The 17,149-nt window shown below is 61.5% G+C and carries 16 protein-coding genes; 7 read left to right on the forward strand and 9 right to left on the reverse strand.

Annotation, left to right across the window (positions count from 1 at the left end; translation table 11 throughout):
* Positions 1-4 precede the first annotated feature (4 nt).
* Positions 5-451 (forward strand): GNAT family N-acetyltransferase, encoded by a 447-nt coding sequence (locus tag AB8B02_RS00730; protein WP_439062843.1) that lies wholly within the window; start codon positions 5-7, stop codon positions 449-451.
* A 21-nt stretch (positions 452-472) separates the two neighbouring features.
* Here AB8B02_RS00730 and AB8B02_RS00735 read toward each other — a convergent pair whose 3' ends face one another.
* Positions 473-2,335: an ABC transporter ATP-binding protein/permease gene (locus AB8B02_RS00735; protein WP_439062844.1), complete on the reverse strand. Its 1,863-nt coding sequence runs from the start codon at positions 2,333-2,335 to the stop codon at positions 473-475.
* Positions 2,336-2,527: 192 nt separating this feature from the next.
* On the opposite strand from AB8B02_RS00735, the gene rpmE reads away from it, so the two are divergent.
* Together rpmE and AB8B02_RS00745 are read left to right on the forward strand one after the other, a co-directional pair.
* The gene (gene rpmE / locus AB8B02_RS00740) at positions 2,528-2,758 is read left to right on the forward strand and encodes a 50S ribosomal protein L31 (RefSeq protein ID WP_089265403.1); all 231 of its coding nucleotides are present in this window, start codon (positions 2,528-2,530) and stop codon (positions 2,756-2,758) included.
* Positions 2,759-2,937: 179 nt separating this feature from the next.
* The gene (locus AB8B02_RS00745; RefSeq protein WP_175368316.1) at positions 2,938-3,561 is read left to right on the forward strand and encodes a TetR/AcrR family transcriptional regulator; all 624 of its coding nucleotides are present in this window, start codon (positions 2,938-2,940) and stop codon (positions 3,559-3,561) included.
* Positions 3,562-3,611: 50 nt separating this feature from the next.
* On the opposite strand, the gene AB8B02_RS00750 is transcribed toward AB8B02_RS00745, so the two are convergent.
* The 4 genes from AB8B02_RS00750 to AB8B02_RS00765 all read right to left on the reverse strand — a co-directional run bounded on the left by AB8B02_RS00750 (position 3,612) and on the right by AB8B02_RS00765 (position 7,207).
* Positions 3,612-4,445 carry a MipA/OmpV family protein gene (locus AB8B02_RS00750; protein ID WP_089265405.1) on the reverse strand — a complete coding sequence of 278 codons (834 nt, stop codon included), beginning with the start codon at positions 4,443-4,445 and terminating at the stop codon, positions 3,612-3,614.
* A gap of 324 nt (positions 4,446-4,769) precedes the next feature.
* Positions 4,770-5,855: an acyltransferase family protein gene (locus AB8B02_RS00755; RefSeq protein ID WP_439062845.1), complete on the reverse strand. Its 1,086-nt coding sequence runs from the start codon at positions 5,853-5,855 to the stop codon at positions 4,770-4,772.
* A gap of 86 nt (positions 5,856-5,941) precedes the next feature.
* Complete coding sequence (rcdA, locus tag AB8B02_RS00760) at positions 5,942-6,454, reverse strand: protease adaptor protein RcdA (protein ID WP_089265407.1); 513 nt, start codon at positions 6,452-6,454, stop codon at positions 5,942-5,944.
* A gap of 561 nt (positions 6,455-7,015) precedes the next feature.
* Entirely contained in the window at positions 7,016-7,207 is a 192-nt protein-coding gene (locus AB8B02_RS00765) for a DUF1192 domain-containing protein (RefSeq protein WP_089265408.1), read from the reverse strand.
* 109 nt (positions 7,208-7,316) lie between these two features.
* Between AB8B02_RS00765 and AB8B02_RS00770 the strand changes: the two genes are divergently transcribed.
* Together AB8B02_RS00770 and AB8B02_RS00775 are read left to right on the forward strand one after the other, a co-directional pair.
* Entirely contained in the window at positions 7,317-8,312 is a 996-nt protein-coding gene (locus AB8B02_RS00770) for an NAD(P)H-quinone oxidoreductase (RefSeq protein WP_120291731.1), read from the forward strand.
* 123 nt (positions 8,313-8,435) lie between these two features.
* A complete protein-coding gene (locus AB8B02_RS00775; protein ID WP_309948672.1) occupies positions 8,436-11,312 on the forward strand; it encodes an EAL domain-containing protein in 2,877 nt (958 codons plus the stop codon).
* 38 nt (positions 11,313-11,350) lie between these two features.
* Here AB8B02_RS00775 and AB8B02_RS00780 read toward each other — a convergent pair whose 3' ends face one another.
* On the reverse strand, positions 11,351-11,989 hold the full coding sequence (locus AB8B02_RS00780; RefSeq protein ID WP_439062846.1) for a YqgE/AlgH family protein: 639 nt from the start codon (positions 11,987-11,989) through the stop codon (positions 11,351-11,353).
* Positions 11,990-12,143: 154 nt separating this feature from the next.
* On the opposite strand from AB8B02_RS00780, the gene AB8B02_RS00785 reads away from it, so the two are divergent.
* Both AB8B02_RS00785 and AB8B02_RS00790 read left to right on the forward strand, forming a co-directional pair.
* Entirely contained in the window at positions 12,144-12,971 is an 828-nt protein-coding gene (locus AB8B02_RS00785; protein ID WP_089265411.1) for a protein-disulfide reductase DsbD domain-containing protein, read from the forward strand.
* 114 nt (positions 12,972-13,085) lie between these two features.
* On the forward strand, positions 13,086-14,459 hold the full coding sequence (locus AB8B02_RS00790; protein ID WP_439062847.1) for a flippase: 1,374 nt from the start codon (positions 13,086-13,088) through the stop codon (positions 14,457-14,459).
* 41 nt (positions 14,460-14,500) lie between these two features.
* On the opposite strand, the gene AB8B02_RS00795 is transcribed toward AB8B02_RS00790, so the two are convergent.
* From AB8B02_RS00795 to AB8B02_RS00805, 3 genes are all read right to left on the reverse strand, one after another.
* On the reverse strand, positions 14,501-15,289 hold the full coding sequence (locus AB8B02_RS00795; RefSeq protein WP_089265413.1) for a 3-hydroxybutyrate dehydrogenase: 789 nt from the start codon (positions 15,287-15,289) through the stop codon (positions 14,501-14,503).
* Positions 15,289-16,485 (reverse strand): DUF3734 domain-containing protein, encoded by a 1,197-nt coding sequence (locus tag AB8B02_RS00800; RefSeq protein ID WP_093756813.1) that lies wholly within the window; start codon positions 16,483-16,485, stop codon positions 15,289-15,291. The genes AB8B02_RS00795 and AB8B02_RS00800 overlap by 1 nt, the downstream gene beginning before the upstream one ends.
* A 110-nt stretch (positions 16,486-16,595) precedes the next feature.
* On the reverse strand, positions 16,596-17,105 hold the full coding sequence (locus AB8B02_RS00805) for a CAP domain-containing protein (RefSeq protein ID WP_439062848.1): 510 nt from the start codon (positions 17,103-17,105) through the stop codon (positions 16,596-16,598).
* Positions 17,106-17,149 lie beyond the last annotated feature (44 nt).

Below are 17,149 nucleotides of genomic sequence, written 5' to 3' on the forward strand. Positions count from 1 at the left end.
GGACATGTCCGAGGCATTCCAGCTGCGGTCCTATCGCGAGAGCGATGAAGACTCATCTATAGCCCTGTGGCTGGAGACATGGCGACAGGCCTATCCCTCGATCAATTTCGACGCCCGCGTCGACTGGTGGCGCGAGCGATGGCGCGACGAACTGGTACCCGTAGCGCAGATCGTGGTCGCCGAGCAAAACGGTGCGATGGTCGGTTTCGTCACCATCGACCGCACCGGATATCTCGACCAACTGGTGGTGAGTCCAACCAAATGGGGATCGGATGTTGCTCGCCTACTCGTCGATGACGCCAAGCGGCTATCGCCGGGCGGCGTGACGCTCAAGGTCAATGCCGATAATGCCCGCGCTATCAAATTCTATGCACGCAACGGCTTCGTCAAAACGGGCGATGAAGTGAACACGTCAGGCCGCGCCGTCGACCTGATGGAATGGAAGCCGTAGCAAGCCTCCGATCGTCGACACTCACACCCCGAACTGCAACCTTGCCAGCCTGGCATAAAGCCCGTTCGCGGCAACCAGCGAGGCGTGCGTGCCCTGCTCGACGATGCGGCCATGATCCATGACGAGGATGCGATCGCAGGACAGCACGGTGGCGAGGCGATGGGCGATCACCAGCGTGGTGCGGTGCTTCATCAGCTCTTCCAGAGCAGTCTGCACCAGCGTCTCGGATTCGGCATCGAGTGCAGACGTTGCTTCATCGAGCAGCAGCAGCGGTGCATCGCGCAGGATGGCGCGTGCGATGGCGATGCGCTGACGCTGGCCGCCGGAGAGCGTGACGCCGCGTTCGCCCAACTGCGCCTCGAATCCATCAGGCAGGCGGCGAATGAATTCCGTGGCATGCGCCAGCGATGCCGCATGCTCGACTTCAGCGTCCGTCGCATCGGGACGACCGAAGCGGATGTTCTCGCGGGCGGTTGTAGCGAACACGACGGAGTCTTGCGGCACCAGTGCGATACGCTTGCGGAGCTCGCGCGGATCGGCATCACGGATTGGCACGCCATCGACCGAGATGGCGCCGCCCTTGGGATCGTAAAAGCGCAGCAGCAGATGAAACAGCGTGCTCTTGCCGGCGCCGGACGGGCCGACGATGGCGACCTTTTCGCCAGCCTTCACCGATAGCGATACGCCAGCGGCCGACAGGATCTCCGGACGCGTCGGATAGGCAAAGGAGACATTGTCGAACACGACGTCGCCGCGCGCGGGCTGCGGCAAGGCCCGCGGCACTGCCGGAGCAACGACGGCGGACTTCACGTTGAGGATTTCGAACAGTCGTTCCGCCGCGCCCGACGCCGCCGAAATCTCGCCCCAGACTTCGCTGAGCTGGCCGAGGCTGGAGGCCGCGAAGGCCGCATAGAGCACGAACTGGCCGAGCCGGCCCGGTGTCAGTGCGCCCGTCAACACGTCATGCGAGCCGACCCAGAGAATGCCCACGACACTGGAGAACACGATGAAGATGATAACCGCGGTCAGCACGGCGCGCGCGCGCGTGGAGCCGCGCGCAGCGTCATAGGCCTGCTCGACCTCCTTACCGAAGCGCGCGTTCGCCAGCTGCTCGTTGGTATAGGCCTGCACGGTACGGATCGAACCGACGAGTTCGCCGGCATAGGCCGAGGCTTCCGCCAGCGTATCCTGTGCGTTGCGCGACAGACGCCGCACCCAGCGCCCGAAGGCCACCAGCGGGATCACGATCAGCGGGATCGCCGCGAGCACGAAGCCGGAGAGTTTCGGGCTGGAAACGACCATCATGGCTGCCGCGCCGAGAAACAGCACAAGGTTGCGCAACGCGATGGATACGGACGCGCCGACCGCTGACTTGATCTGCGTAGTATCGGCCGTGAGCCGCGACACCAGTTCGCCGGAGCGCGACGTATCGAAGAACGACGGCGACAGCGCGGTGAGATGCTGGAACACGTCGCGGCGCAGATCGGCGACGATGCGCTCGCCGATAGTCATGACGAGGTAGTAACGGGCCGCGCTGGCCAGCGCGAGCACGACCACCACAGCGATCATGACGCTGAAATAGTTGTTGATCATCGCGATGCCTTCGGGGCTGAAGCCGAAGTCGATCATCCGCCGTGCCGCCACAGGCACGACGAGGGTGGTCACAGCCGCAACGGTCAACGACACCAGCGCCAGCAGCGCCCGGCCGCGATACCGCGCCACATAGGGCGCCAACGCCAGGAGCGGCCGCAATTTGGCTCGGCTGGGTGGTATCTGGGGCTCCACAACGGTATCCGCCAGCGACGGCTCCGGAAGCACCGGATCGGGCTGCGGAAGCGTCGGCTTGGCCGCGCGGGGGATCTCAAGCCGTTCGACTGCACTCATGATTTATAACCGTTCTTGTCGTTGCCCTGAGATAGGCCGGAGCGGGCCCCGAGGCAAATGACCTAGGTCAATTGCAGAGGCAATGATCCACGACGGGAGTCCTTGTCTCCCGCACGTTCCTGCGATATAGAGCGGCCAAATCCGCCATCGAAATCACAGAGATTCAGGCGCCGGCGCGCCGAAGGAACCGTCATGAAAGCCGAAATTCACCCGGATTATCATAACATTACGGTCGTTATGACCGATGGTACGGAGTATCAGACCCGTTCCACCTGGGGCAAGGAAGGCGACAAGCTGAACCTCGACATCGATCCGAGGTCGCACCCAGCCTGGACCGGTGGCACCACCCAGCTTCTCGACCGCGGTGGCCGCGTGTCGCGCTTCCAGAAGAAGTTCTCGGGCTTCCTCAAGAAGGAAGATTGATCTTCACAAGGAAGATCGGCCTTTCAGGCTTATCCGATTGCCTTTCAAAACGCCTCTGCAGCCAGCAGGGGCGTTTTTCGTTGCTGGCCGACATTGGCCATCGCGGTACCTTAAAACCGCCTCCGTTGCCCTCCCTATAAGGTGCGCCACATCATCTTGCGCGGGGGCGCAACGAGACCATGCCGACCAATACCGGGCACCACCGCAAGAAGCCGCGTCAGGCCCGCTCCGTTGCGACCGTGGGCATCCTCCTGGACGCCGCTGCCCTCGTGCTGGTGGACGAAGGCTACGAACGCGCCACCACCAACAGAATCGCCGAACGCGCCGGCGTCAGCATCGGCTCCCTCTATCAGTATTTTCCAAACCGGGACGCGCTGTTCGGGGCCCTCCATGGCCGGACGGAAGCCCAAATGTCAGAAAATATCTGGCAGACCATTTCAGGATTCGAAGGGCTGGATCTGCGTGGATTCGTCCGCTCCGGTCTGAACACCGCGATCAGCCAGCATGCCCGCGTGCTGCCGCTGCTGAAGGTCTTGATGGAGACCGCCTCCGGCCGTCCCCCTGTTCAGTGGCCATTCGACCCCTTTCCGCAGCGGCAAGGCCTCTTGCGTGGCATGTTTGACAGCCATGCCGACGAGCTACGCCCTGGCTTCAATCGCGAAGCCGGAAGTTTCTTCATTCCGAGAATGGTCGGCTCGGCACTCGATGCGGCGATCGCATTCCGTCCGGATGCCTTCGCCAATGGCGAGCTGGAACAGGAGCTGGATACGATGTTGTCGTACTATCTGATCGGGGAGCGCTAGAAGCGTGAGCTAGCGTGCGCCGTATTGGCCACGCTGTGCAATCGCACGTGCTATCGCACGCCGACGTCGAACGAATAGGCCACGCCGACGCCGTAGGTGACCTGATTGGTCGACCCACGGAATTTCACCAGCGGACTGTCGGCGATGCTGCCGAGCAGCTTGTCATATTCGACATAGCCGCGCACTTCCCATTGCGGATCGAGCTTGTAGCGCAATTGCGCGCCCGCACCGACCGAACTCGAACCGCCCTTGGCGTCATAAACCGGCAAACCTGACGCAAGCGCCTCGATATTGTTGACGCTGAAGTAAGTCTCCGCATATTTCGCATCCGTCACCCGGTAGCGTGGGCCGGCAGCAAAGGTCATCCGCTCGTTGATCGGCACAATCACGTCAGCCGAGAAATCCGCGACGATACCTTCGTGGCCACCGAGACCGCGGCGCAGTTCGGAGCGTAGGCGCAGCCAGTCGAAGGCGTAGTATTCGGCGAAACCACCGAGTTCGACCGCGAAATCAACGTCCCTCAGGCCACGCAGCTCGCTGTGATCGGCGGCCTTGCGCGCTGCTTTATAGTTGCCGACGGGACCGGCGCGAAAGCCGCCCACGTCGATCAGGGCGAAGCTTGCATTGTCGCGCATGCTCTTGAAACGGGCCGGCGTGCCGGCACGGCGAATCGAGATGATCGGCTTTGGCGCAAGTTCAGAACTCCCGGCGCCTTCATAGGATGGCTGCATCTCGCCGCCTATCCCGACGGTCACGGTCCAGCCACCGGAGGCCGAGGGCACGAAGGGCACCGATGGCAGCATCACCACCGGATCAGCCGCAACCGCAACCGCCGGACAAGCCAACACACCAATGAGACCGAACAGACGAGGAGACAAAGACATCAGATTCCTACTTGGATCGGCGCGGACTTTCGGTGTGGCCGCGCTTCAATGCCACATCGTTGCGATTGCTCCCGTGCGACATGGAGTCACCGCAACAATGCGAAGATAGCTGGCGCGACGCCTCCTCCAAACTCGCGTTGGCTCGGCATCAGAAGTGTAGCTCTCTGGCGAGAAACCCTATTCAGGCAAGGCTTTGCGATAAATGACGCTATGCCTGCGGCGTCATCGCTCACATTTCCGGGCAGCGTGGCAGTAATATCTGAAAGAATGGATCGCCGCCGTCTGCGGCATCGCGCCGCACTACCGACTTGATAGCCCCGATGCCTACGCCTTCACCGGCGCGTCGCTTCTCCGCGGGATGAATCGCTGCGTGATCCAGTTGCGGCCGGGCATTTCGACGAAGCGATAGCTCACTTCCGCCAGCGCCCAGATGATGGCGAAACAGACCAGCGATGCAGCGATATAGACAACCTCAGTCTGGCCTAAATGCCGCCAGGTCCTGATAGCGAAACTGACGAACAGCGGATGGATCAGATAGATCGAGTACGAGATGATGCCGAGCCGGTAGACCAGCGCGTTGCCGAACAGCAGTTGCGCCATCCGGCCATCACGCGAGAGCACCGCGACCAGCGGGATGTACAGCAGATACATCAATCGATCGCTGGCATCGGCGAGACCGACCGCGATGATGGCCAGCGGCAGCGCGACCACCAAAATGTCCTGCACGCCCGCCGACAGTCGATCGACCACATCCCCAAAGCGAAAAATCGCGAGGCCCAGCGTGAAGCCTCCCACCGCGCGCAGCAGCGGATAGAGCGAATTGCCGTTGACCACATCGAGCGGTCCGCCCGACCCGCGGCCGCTGATGCTGACGGCATAGATGCCGAGCAACGCCACGATCACGGCGAGACCCGCGATCCATTTACTGCCGCGCTGAGTGAAGGGCATCAGGATCGGCAGCAGCAGATAGGAGCCCATTTCGGCGCTCGCCGCCCAGGCTACGCCGATGATCGGGAAAATGTAGAGACCCCAGCCGGTCATCATCAGCAGGTTGCCGGTCCAGTCCCAGGCCGAATACATCTCCAGCTTCTCGCCGGACAGACCGGCTGCGATCTTGGCCACATAGAACAGTCCGATAATGAAATAGGCCGGGTACAGCCGCGCGACCCGCTTCAGCATGAAATGCGCAAAGGCCTTGCCGGTGAGATGCAGGAACGCGTCGCGATAGGTCAGCGCCATCACATAGCCTGACAGCATGAAGAACAGGTCAACGAGCAAATAGCCGTAGGGAATGCGGAAGAACGAGCCCGTGCCACCGGTTGCGAGCTGCACGTCACCGAAATGATACACGACGATGACAGCGGCTGCGACGCCGCGCACCCCGGTCAATGCCCTGATATCGTCTGCCATCGCAAATGCCCCCGCTGCGCCTAGCTCATGTTTAGCGCATGAGCGGCGAGCGAGGAACAGCGTTCAGGAATGTGAGGGACGCGCGATTAGCGTTCGAACGCAGCCTTTAGGCGATTGAGCTGCGGCACCAGCGGATTGCCGATCGGCGCATGCGTGGTGGTCGCGGCATGGATCGAGATGTCGAGGCGACGAACCTTGGTCTGCAGCACCATGGAACGCGTGATCAGGATCTGCAGCTGCTCGGGCAGCTTGAGCAGCATTTCTTCCGGACTCGGATCGGCGGCGCTGAGCTTGACCTTGGTCTTTTCACGATTGGCCTGGGTCAACGTCATCTCGCCTTCCTTCACCGCACGGTGCAGCAGCAACCATGAGGCAAGCTGCATGAGGCGGGTGGTGAGGCGCATGCTTTCGGTGGCGTAAGTCAGGCTGACGGAGCGATCCAGTGCCTTGGCCTCGCTACGGCCGACGCCGTCGAGATAGGCCGCGGTCTCTTCGACCAGATCCATCCCCTCGCGAAACAAGGCGCCGAAGGCAGCAGAATTGGTCAGCCGCTCGCTAAACTGAACGAGAGCGGGTTCGCTGTGCAAACGATCCGACATAGTTAACGCCTCACGCAAATGGTTTCGCAGCCAGCTCTGAACGGCGGGCTTATGATGAACAAATCATTACGCGTGCGTGCGTGAGAGTCCAGCGGCGTAAAATTAAAGAAGTATTTATGGTTTCCAACGCGATTTAACGATCGCCCCGAAAGAAGACATGAGTACCAAAAAAAAGAGCCGCCGTTTCCGGCGGCTTTAAAGTTGATAACAGGGAGGCGTCAAACAGAGTGGACAGGAGCCACTCGGTGTCCAAACAAGGACAATTTAAGTAATATGCGAGAAAGCTTAATTGCGCGTAAATACGCGGGCTTTCTTCACGATCCGTTTGCCATGCGACGCCTCGCAAACTGTATCGGAATGAGACAATGTCGGGATCGCGACTGAGGAAGCGTCGGCGGTATTGCACAGGCCTCTCGTCCGTCATTGCGAGCAGAGCGAAGCAATCCAGTTTTCTTCGCGTATGGCTTGCCGCGTTGCTTCGCTAAGAGGAAAGCTGCAGCACAGCTTTCCTTCACCTCGCAATGACGGCAGAGAGCCGGGAGAGCGCCGTTCAATAGCCCGTCACGATTTGAAAAAGCGATCTGCCGCATCGCGCGTCGCGCGCTTCAAGGTCATGCTCGATTGCAGCCGCGCGATCTCGCCATTGAGCAGCGCGATCCGCTCGGCGAGTTCCTCGACCGATAGCAGCGAGAGGTCCTGCCCGACCTCATGGCTGACCTTCTTCTTCGGTTTGTCGTCGTCGTCGATCGCCATTTGGGGCCCTCCCCGTCTCAAATTCGAATATGCACCGGATGTTGCCAGCATTGATCCGGCTGTTTAATCAGATGGCCAACCGACATCCCGTACGCCGCAAGGACAAATCATGGAAAAGCTGCCCACGCAAATGACCGTCGTTGGTATCAGCAAACCGGGCGGCCCCGAGGTGCTGATTCCCGAAACGCGCCCCGTTCCAAAGCCGGGTCCCGGCGAAATCCTGGTGAAGGTCGCAGCCGCCGGTGTGAACCGTCCGGACGTCGCACAGCGCTCCGGCGCCTATCCGCCGCCGCCTGGCGCCAGCGATCTGCCCGGCCTCGAAATCTCCGGTGAAGTCGTCGCCCTCGGCGAAGGCGCCACCAAACACAAGCTCGGTGACAAGGTGATGTCGCTGGTCGCCGGCGGCGGCTACGCGCAATATTGCATCGCACAGGATGCGCAGGCGATGACGGTCCCCGAAGGCTTCTCGATGACCGAGGCCGGCGCCACCGCCGAAACCCTGATGACCGTCTGGCATAACGTGTTCGAACGTGGCGGCTTGCAGCCCGGCGAAACCGTGCTGATCCATGGCGGCTCTTCCGGCATCGGCACCATGGCGATCCAGCTCGCCAAGGCGCTAGGTTCCAAGGTGATCGTCACCGTCGGCTCCCAAGACAAGGTCGATGCCTGCCTCAAGCTCGGCGCCGATCACGCCATCAACTACAAGACCGAGGATTTCGTTGAACGCGTCAAGGAAATCACCAAGACCGGCGTCGAGCTGATCCTCGACATGGTGGGCGCGGACTATGTGGAGAAAAACTTCGATGCCGCCGCCGTCGATGGCCGCATCGTGCAGATTGCGGTGCTGAACGGCCCGAAAGCCACCATCAACGCCGCCAAGATCATGGTGAAGCGGCTGCACTATACCGGCTCGACTCTGCGGCCCCGCACTAATGCCGACAAGGCCGCCATGGTCAGGGCGATCGAGGCCAATGTTCTGCCGCTACTCAAGGCCGGCAAGGTTAAGCCCCTGATGGACAGCACTTTCCCGCTGGAAAAGGCTGCAGACGCGCACAAACGCATGGAAACCAGCGCACATATTGGCAAAATTGTGTTGGTCGTTTAGGGCTGGAGAACAGCCGGAAACCCTTTGATTTATCTCGCTTTCATGTCATTTATCGCGCGTCGGGAAATGGCCCTGCTTCTGCGTGACGCAGGGTCGATGTTTTGTTGATCGCGGAGAATGACATTGCGTTTGATCAGGTGGCTCGCGCCGCTCGCGCTCGGCCTGATGATTGTTGTTGCCGCAGCACCGGCACAGGCTGTTGACGCTGTTAGCGTCCGCGGTGACGCGCCTGCGATCGATCTCACCGGCATCCTCGAATATCAGCATAGCGACACCGACCGCATCCAGGTCTCCACCGCACCCGGCACCGACGGCATCGTTCGCCGCATCGAGGTGCGTGGCCGCGAAGCCGGTCAGAACTGGGTGGTGTTCGCGCTCGCCAACAACACCGACGATCAGCTCGATCGTCTGATCGTCGCACCGCATTATCGCATCGTGTCGTCCGGCCTCTTGTGGCCCGATCTCGGCCTGTCGCGCATTGCGACCATCACACCGTCGACCGGCGACCGTCCGGAACGTCAGGATAGTGCCACTGCAGATATCTTCCGCGTCACCCTCGATCCCGGTGCCGTTATCACCTTCGTCGCCGAACTGCGCACCAACAAGCTGCCGCAGCTCTATCTGTGGGAGCCGGAAGCCTACAAGGACAAGGTCAACTCATTCACACTGTACCAAGGCATCGTCATCGGCATCTCCGGCCTGCTGGCGCTGGTGCTGACGATCCTGTTCGTCGTGAAGGGCAGCATCATGTTCCCGGCCGCCGCGGCCCTGGCCTGGGCCGTGCTGGTCTATATCGGTGTCGACTTCGGCTTCTGGGGCAAGGTGCTCGACATGTCCCAGGGCGCCGAGCGCGTCTGGCGCGCCTCGGGGGAAGCGATCCTGGCGGCGACGCTGCTGGTGTTCCTGTTTGCTTATCTCAATCTCAGTCGATGGCATGTCCGCTACTCGCACATCACGCTAGGCTGGCTGGCTTTCCTTGGCTCTCTCGTAGGTCTGGCGCTGTTCGATCCTGCTGTCGCCTCAGGTATCGCGCGCATCTCACTGGTGCTCATCGCCTTCGCCGGCTTTGCGCTGATCGTCTATCTCTCCACCCATGGCTTCGACCGCGCGGTGTTGCTGATCCCCACTTGGTTCCTGCTCGTGGTGTGGGTTGTGGCCGCGGGCATGACCGTCGCCGGCAGTGTCACCAATGACATCGTCGGGCCTGCGCTGCTCGGCGGCCTCGTGCTGATCGTGATGCTGATCGGCTTCACGGTCATGCAGCACGCCTTCGCGGGCGGCGGCGCCACCAATGGCATCGTGTCGGACGTCGAGCGCCGCGCGCTGGCGCTGACCGGCTCCGGCGATCTGATCTGGGACTGGGACGTCTCCGCCGACAAAGTGTTCACCTCGCCCGAGACCGAAGCGCTGCTTGGCCTCAAGCGCGGCACACTGGAAGGCCCTGCCGCAAGCTGGCTCGAAGTGCTCCACCCGCTCGATCAGGATCGCTTCCGGGCGGCGCTGGACAGCGTGCTCGACCAGCGTCGCGGCCGCCTCGTGCAGGACTTCCGCCTGCGCACCCCCGACGGTCACTTCATGTGGTTCGCGCTGAAAGCACGCCCGGTGGTTGGCTCCGACGGCGAAGTGTCACGCGTGGTCGGCACCCTCACCGACGTCACCGAGATCAAGAACGCCGAAGAACGCATGCTGCACGACTCGGTGCACGACAATCTCACCGGTCTGCCGAACCGCAAGCTGTTCATCGACCGCCTCAACGCCGTCGCGAATTTCTCCAAGACTGTGCCGACCATGCGGCCAACCATCATGGTGATCGATCTCGATCGCTTCAAACAGGTCAACGATTCCGTTGGCATAGCCGTCGGCGACTCGATCCTGCTGACGCTGGCCCGTCGTCTCACCCGCATCCTGAAGCCGCAGGACACGCTGGCCCGCCTCGCCGGCGACCAGTTCGGCCTGATCCTGATGTCCGAACAGGACGCCGCCAAGATCACGGCTTTCGCCGAAACCATTCGCAAGACCATCCGCGCCCCGATTGCCTTCAATGACCGCGAAATTTTCCTGACGGCCTCGATAGGCCTGGCGCTTTCTGATCCAGCTGTGCCGCTGACCGACGAGCTCATCAAGGACGCCGAGCTCGCGATGTATCATTCGAAGCGGATCGGTGGCGACCGTATCGACGTCTACAAACCGGCAATGCGCGCGCGCAAGACCGACCGCCTGACGCTCGAATCCGAACTACGCCGCGCCATCGAGCGCCAGGAAATCACCATCCTGTATCAGCCCATCGTTCGGCTGGAAGATCGCTCCATCGCCGGCTTCGAAGCGCTGGCCCGTTGGGATCATCCGAAGCTCGGCCGGATGTCGCCGTCGGAATTCATTGCGATCGCGGAAGAGATCGGCCTGATCATCGATCTCGGCATGTTCGTGATGGATCAGACTGCACGCCAGCTCGCGATCTGGCAGCGCGCGATGCGCTCGCGCGAACCGATCTTCGCCAGCGTCAACGTCTCCTCGCGGCAACTGCTGCGCCACGACCTCCTGCATGACATCCGCACCGTGCTGTCACGCTCGTCAGTCGCGCGCGGCACGCTGAAGCTCGAACTCACGGAATCGCTGGTGATGGAAAATCCGGAACATGCAGCGCAGATGCTGCACCGGATCCGCGAACTCGGTACGGGCCTTTCGCTCGACGATTTCGGCACTGGCCACTCGTCGCTATCCTATCTGCAGCGCTTCCCGTTCGACACGCTGAAGATCGACCAGTCCTTCGTTCGCACCACCTCGCGCGGCACCCGCCCGGTGATCCTCAAATCCATCATCGCGATGGCCCACGATCTCGGCATGGACGTCGTCGCTGAAGGCGTCGAGACAGATTCGGATGCGGTGGAGATGTATCAGCTCGGCTGCGAATACGCCCAGGGCTTTGCCTTCGGCGAGCCGATGGATGCGGATGCGGCGATGCGCATGCTAACGGAAGAGCGATTGGAAGCGGCGAGCTGAGTAGGGCCGTCGCTGATAGCTGGAAGTCTAGCGGACGCTCACGCGTGCCCGGCCTCGGCCGACAACATCCCCGGGGCGATCCCGATCTTCTGCAGCGCGCGAAGATACTTCTCCTCAACATCACCGCCGAAGATGAGATCCTCATCAGCTGCGCAATGCAGCCAACCGTTGCCCTGGATTTCGTCTTCCAACTGGCCCGGCGCCCAGCCGGCATAGCCCAGCGCGAGAATCGCGTGCTTGGGTCCACCGCCATTGGCGATGGCGCGCAGGATATCCACGGTCGCGGTGAGGCAGACGCCATCGTCGATCGGCAATGTCGCGTCCTTGATGAAGAAATCGCTGGAATGCAGCACGAAACCTCGGCCGGTCTCGACCGGACCGCCCTTCAGCACTTTCATGCTTTCGGCGCTTTCCGGGAGCTTGATGCTGTCGGACTTTTCAATGATGTCCAGTTGAACCAGCAATTCGGGAAAATCGATGCTCCCCGCAGGCCGATTGACGATGATGCCCATGGCACCTTCCGACGAATGCGCGCAGACGTAAATCACCGAACGGGCGAAGCGCTCGTCTTCCATCACAGGCATGGCGATCAGCAACTGCCCGTCGAGGTAGTTGCCAGTGTCGCCGGCGCCGGATTTCGCGCGGCTTCTCCGGGGGCGCTTGCGAGTGGGTTCCATCAGCAAACCGCTCTCATTTCGTTGCCTATCCTGATATTGGGTCTGGGTTCTGTCAATCAGCCTTCCGCAACGCATACGAAAACCGGATCACAAGCAGTTCAATAGCTTAAGACAGGTTTGGCTTTATGACAGGCCCACCCTGTAAGGACGCCCGATGACCGCATCTGTTCCGCACCACATTGTCGCTGTCTGCGCCGCGGGCCTGCTCCTCACCTGCAGCGCGCAGGCGGAGGACACCTCACCTTGGCAGATAGACAGTCATTCGCAGATCAGGCTTGTGGCAGGCTCGCGTAGCGGGCCGGTAATGCTGGGAGGCATCGCGATCCAGCTGCAGCCCGGCTGGCACACCTATTGGCGGAATCCCGGTGATTCCGGGGTACCGCCCCGCTTCGATTTTTCCAAATCGGAGAACCTGGATACCGTCACCATCCTGTGGCCGGCGCCGAAAAAATTCGAGGATGGAGCTGGTGGCCTGTCGCTGGGCTATGTGAAACAGGTGGTGCTACCGATGCGGGTGATCGCCAAAGACCCCGGCAAGCCGGTGATTCTCCGTGCGGCGATCAATTATGCGGTCTGCGACAAGCTATGCATTCCGGTCGACGCCAATGCCGAACTCGCTTTTACCAGCGTGGCCAGCACTGAAGACGGCGCGCTGACCGCGGCGCTCGATACCGTGCCTAAGCCGGCAACCATGGGCGACACCAGTCCGCTGACGGTGCGCGACCTCAAGCGCGAGGGCAAGAATGTGTTCGTTGACGTCGTGGCGCCCGAAGGCAGCGAACCCAACCTGTTCGTCGAGGGCCCGACGCCGGAATGGGCGCTGCCGATCCCCAAACTCGAGGCCAAGAGCCCGCCGGGCGTGAAGCGCTTCAGCTTCGAACTCGACGGCGTGCCGCCCGGCGCCACGACCGATGGCGCGGCCCTGAAACTGACGCTGGTCGGCAGCGACCGCGCCTATGAATTCAACGTCAACCTGCCCTGATACCGCTGGCGCGTGACCTGTTGCGCGCAACCTGTATATCTCCGCCCAACCGGATGTTAACGACTACTTGCTACGCCAGACCGCTGCCGCACGCCTGCGGCTGAGGACCTTGTCGTGGCCGTGATGGACGCAAACTCCGCACCCGCAACCGCGCCCACCGGCCTCAAGGCTAGGCTGGGCGCGCTGTTCACCGGCTCAGGCGAAGCGCTGACGCGCCGCCTCGCCGGCACCATCTTCCTCATCCGCGTGATCTCGGCCGGCCTCGCTTACTTCTCCCAGATCCTGCTGGCGCGCTGGATGGGCACGTCGGATTACGGCATCTATGTCTATGTCTGGACATGGGTACTGCTGCTCGGCTCGATGATGGATTTCGGCATCGCCGCTTCAGCCCAGAAGATCATCCCGGAGTATCGCGCCAGCGGCGACCACGCGCGGCTGCGCGGCTTTCTCTCTGGCAGCCGCTGGATGACCGGTATCGTCTCGGTGATGGTCTCGCTGCTGCTCGCTGGCCTCGTCAAACTCATCTCGCCGTGGATCGACGCCGACACGGTGGTGCCGCTCTATCTCGGCTGCCTGACGCTGCCGGCCTTCGTCGTCGCCAACACGCAGGATGGTATCGCGCGCTCGCATGACTGGATGCGCCTCGGCCTGATGCCGCAATTCATCATCCGCCAGGCGCTCATCATCGGCTTCACCGCCGGCGCCTTCGCACTGGGCTTTAAGCTTGGTGCGACCATCGCAATGCTAGCCAGCGTGGCGGCCGTCTGGGTCGCGATGATCGGCCAGATGATCGTGCTCAATCGCCGGCTCGCGGCGCATATCGAACCCGGCCCGAAAGCCTATGACTATCGCGGCTGGCTCGCAGTGTCGTTGCCGATCCTGCTGGTTGAGAGCTTCTATCTGCTGCTGTCCTACACCGACGTGCTGGTGCTGCAGCAGTTCGTCTCATCGGACGAAGTCGGCGTGTACTTCGCTGTGGTGAAGACCCTGGCGCTGGTGTCGTTCATTCATTACGCGATGTCGGCGACAACAGCGCATCGCTTTACCGAATATCACGCGGCCGGCGACAAGGACCGCCTCGCCGCTTATGTCACCCACGCGATCAAATGGACATTCTGGCCCTCGCTCGCAGCTACGCTGATCCTGCTCGCTCTGGGCAAGCCGCTGCTATGGCTGTTCGGTCCGCAATTCACCAGCGGTTACGACATCATGTTCATCGCGGCCATCGGCCTCGTGGTGCGCGCCGCAATCGGTCCCGTCGAGCGGCTGCTCAACATGCTCGGTCACCAACATATTTGCGCCGTGGCCTACGCGTCGGCTTTCGTGATGAACCTGGTGCTGTGTCTCGTGCTGGTGCCGAAATTCGGCGGCCATGGCGCCGCCGCGGCAACGTCGATTGCGCTTACCTTCGAGACGATCCTGCTGTTCTGGATTGTGCGGCAGCGGCTTGGACTGCACGTGCTCGCCTTCGGAAAGCAACGCGCCTAACAACCTCCCCCGGCAAAGCAGGAGGAGGTCAGGAAGCAAACTTATTCAGCCGTCCAGCCACCATCGATCGACAGGTTTGTTCCAGTGATCTGTGCGGCATCGTCACCGCACAGGAACAGCGCCAATGCCGCAACCTGTTCGGAGGTCACGAATTCCTTGGTCGGCTGCGCTTCCAGCAGGACGTCGTTGATGACCTGCTCTTTGGTCAGTCCGCGCGCCTTCATGGTATCGGGGATCTGTTTCTCCACCAGCGGCGTCCAGACATAGCCGGGCGAGATACAGTTGCAGGTGATCTTGTGGGTCGCGACTTCCAGCGCCACGGTCTTGGTCAGGCCGGCGATGCCGTGCTTGGCAGAGACATAAGCCGACTTGAATGGCGAAGCGACCAGCGAATGCGCCGACGCGGTGTTGATGATGCGGCCCCAGCCGCGCTTCTTCATGCCGGGCACGGCGGCGCGGATGCCGTGGAAGGCGGAGGAGAGATTGATGGCGATGATCGCATCCCACTTCTCGATCGGGAATTCCTCGATCGGAGACACAAACTGGATACCCGCATTGTTGACGAGAATATCTACCGATCCATAGGTCTTCTCGCCGAGCGCGATCATTTCGGCAATTTCGGCCGGCTTGGTCATGTCCGCTGGCGAATGGATCGCCTTGACCTTGAAATCGCTCTCGATAGCCGCGCGTTCCTTCTCGATGTCAGCAGGCGCGCCCATGCCGTTGATGACGATATTGGCGCCAGCGCTTGCGAAAGCGCGCGCATAAGCGAGGCCGATGCCGCTGGTCGAACCGGTGACGACGGCGGTCTTGCCTGTGAGATTAGCCATTACTTGCTCCTGTTGGACGTCAAATGCTGCGGGAGGTCATTGTAATCGTCTGCGGTGAGCGCATGGGTCACCATCGATTCATCGGATTGCGGCCGCTCGAACCAATCCTTGTGGCGCATCGAGAGGAACACATCGCGCTCGCCGGCGCCCCAGTGTTCGACCATGCCAATGCGCGAGAAATTGTAGTCCTTCGACGACGACTCGTAATTCTTGCTCGTATAGATCAGATGCACCACCGTGACGGTATTTTCCTTCGCAGCTTCCGACAGCAGGGCCACTCCGGGATCCTGCTTCAGTTCTGCCGGCAATTTGCCAATCAGATCACGCAGCGCCTTGCGGATGTTGTGGATCTTCTTGTTCTTGTCGGTATTCATGCGGGTACGGCTGGAATAGCGAATGTCCTTTTCACGCTCCTGCGCTTCCAGGATCGATTGCGGCAATGGCCCGCGCGCGCTGAACAGATCGACCTGAAAGATCAGCAGATCGCTGGTGACGTCATCCAGTACGAAATCCAGCGGCGTGTTTGAGGCGATGCCGCCATCCCAGAAATGCTCGCCATCGATGACGATCGAGGGAAACCCCGGCGGCAACGCACCGGAGGCCATGATGTGCTCGGGCTCGATCCTTTTGCGATCTTTCTTGAAGAGCGTGTTGTCGAAATAAGTGAAGTTGCCGGTGGTCACGCTCACGGCGCCAACGCTTAGCCGGGTCTTGCAATCGTTGAGACGATCAAAGTCAACCAGCCGTTCCAGCGTCGCTTTCAGCGGCGCGGTGTCGTAAAAGCTCTGCGACTGCGGACTGCCGGGCGGCCACAGCGGAGCTGGCGGAATCCGCGGCACGAAAAAGCCTGGCACACCGAATGTAGCAATGACAGCGGCGCCTGCCTCGTAGAAATAAGAGCGCGCGCGGTCATCCGTCAGCATCGGGCTCCAAGGGACCGGCGATGCCGCCATCTCCCAGAATTCCTTGAGCTTGCCGATCCGCTTGTCGCGCTCGTTGCCCGCGATGATCGCCGCATTGATGGCACCGATGGAGATGCCAGCCACCCATTCCGGCTCGAAATCATGATGACACAGCGCCTCATAGGCGCCGGCCTGATAGGAGCCAAGCGCGCCGCCCCCTTGCAGCACCAGGACGCGCTTGGCTTCGGCGGGTTTGCTGGCAGCGCTGGATTGAGGCTGATCGGACATATCCATGAGACCACTCGATCCTGTCGGCGACGGGAACCGTACCGTGGCGTCCCCTTGCGGCGGCGTCAATCTCGGATGGTGCGGAGCACCATCACGCTTCGGCTATCTGGAAAGGCTTATTTGGAATCCGTCGAAGCCAGGATCATGGTCCAGAACACCTTGTATTTGGTGTTGGGAGCGTAGGTCGCGGCGATGCCCAGTTTTGTGACACCGGATTTCAGCATATTAGCGCGATGCGGCGGCGAGTCCCGCCAGCCAGAAAAGGCCTCGGCCATCGTATGGTAGCCCGCAGAGACGTTCTCGACGGCCAAGCTCGCCGGATAACCGCCGGCATTCAGACGCTTGGCCAGCGGCGCCTTCACGTCGTGATCGAGCTTGTTCCGTTTCGCCATGGCGGTGGACTGGTCTTCCGCCAGCGCCATCAATGCGGGATCGACCACTACCGGACCGAGGCCGTTGTTCTGCCGGTACAGCGAGATCATCGAGGCTGCGGCCACCGGATCGAGCTTGGCGCCACCATTGGCCATGCTGAGATACATGGTGGGCTGGTCCGGCACGGTATCGACGGTCCCCGCGCACCCTGCCAGCAACAGAACTCCCAGACTGGCCAGAGCCACCCGCTTCATCGGCAATCCCCCAAATCAAGGGGCCGTTGTTGCACACCAACCGT

The organism is Tardiphaga sp. 862_B3_N4_1 (genome assembly GCF_051811085.1).
GTDB classification, from domain to species: domain Bacteria; phylum Pseudomonadota; class Alphaproteobacteria; order Rhizobiales; family Xanthobacteraceae; genus Tardiphaga; species Tardiphaga robiniae.

Coding starts and splice junctions, on each gene's coding strand:
- AB8B02_RS00750 (WP_089265405.1), bottom strand. CDS start 4,445: ATGTCTTTGTCTCCTCGTCTGTTCGGTCTCATTGGTGTGTTGGCTTGT.
- AB8B02_RS00795 (WP_089265413.1), bottom strand. CDS start 15,289: ATGGCTAATCTCACAGGCAAGACCGCCGTCGTCACCGGTTCGACCAGC.
- rpmE (WP_089265403.1), top strand. CDS start 2,528: ATGAAAGCCGAAATTCACCCGGATTATCATAACATTACGGTCGTTATG.
- AB8B02_RS00765 (WP_089265408.1), bottom strand. CDS start 7,207: ATGGCGATCGACGACGACGACAAACCGAAGAAGAAGGTCAGCCATGAG.
- AB8B02_RS00785 (WP_089265411.1), top strand. CDS start 12,144: ATGACCGCATCTGTTCCGCACCACATTGTCGCTGTCTGCGCCGCGGGC.
- AB8B02_RS00730 (WP_439062843.1), top strand. CDS start 5: ATGTCCGAGGCATTCCAGCTGCGGTCCTATCGCGAGAGCGATGAAGAC.
- AB8B02_RS00755 (WP_439062845.1), bottom strand. CDS start 5,855: ATGGCAGACGATATCAGGGCATTGACCGGGGTGCGCGGCGTCGCAGCC.
- AB8B02_RS00780 (WP_439062846.1), bottom strand. CDS start 11,989: ATGGAACCCACTCGCAAGCGCCCCCGGAGAAGCCGCGCGAAATCCGGC.
- AB8B02_RS00800 (WP_093756813.1), bottom strand. CDS start 16,485: ATGGATATGTCCGATCAGCCTCAATCCAGCGCTGCCAGCAAACCCGCC.
- AB8B02_RS00805 (WP_439062848.1), bottom strand. CDS start 17,105: ATGAAGCGGGTGGCTCTGGCCAGTCTGGGAGTTCTGTTGCTGGCAGGG.
- AB8B02_RS00745 (WP_175368316.1), top strand. CDS start 2,938: ATGCCGACCAATACCGGGCACCACCGCAAGAAGCCGCGTCAGGCCCGC.
- AB8B02_RS00735 (WP_439062844.1), bottom strand. CDS start 2,335: ATGAGTGCAGTCGAACGGCTTGAGATCCCCCGCGCGGCCAAGCCGACG.
- rcdA (WP_089265407.1), bottom strand. CDS start 6,454: ATGTCGGATCGTTTGCACAGCGAACCCGCTCTCGTTCAGTTTAGCGAG.
- AB8B02_RS00770 (WP_120291731.1), top strand. CDS start 7,317: ATGGAAAAGCTGCCCACGCAAATGACCGTCGTTGGTATCAGCAAACCG.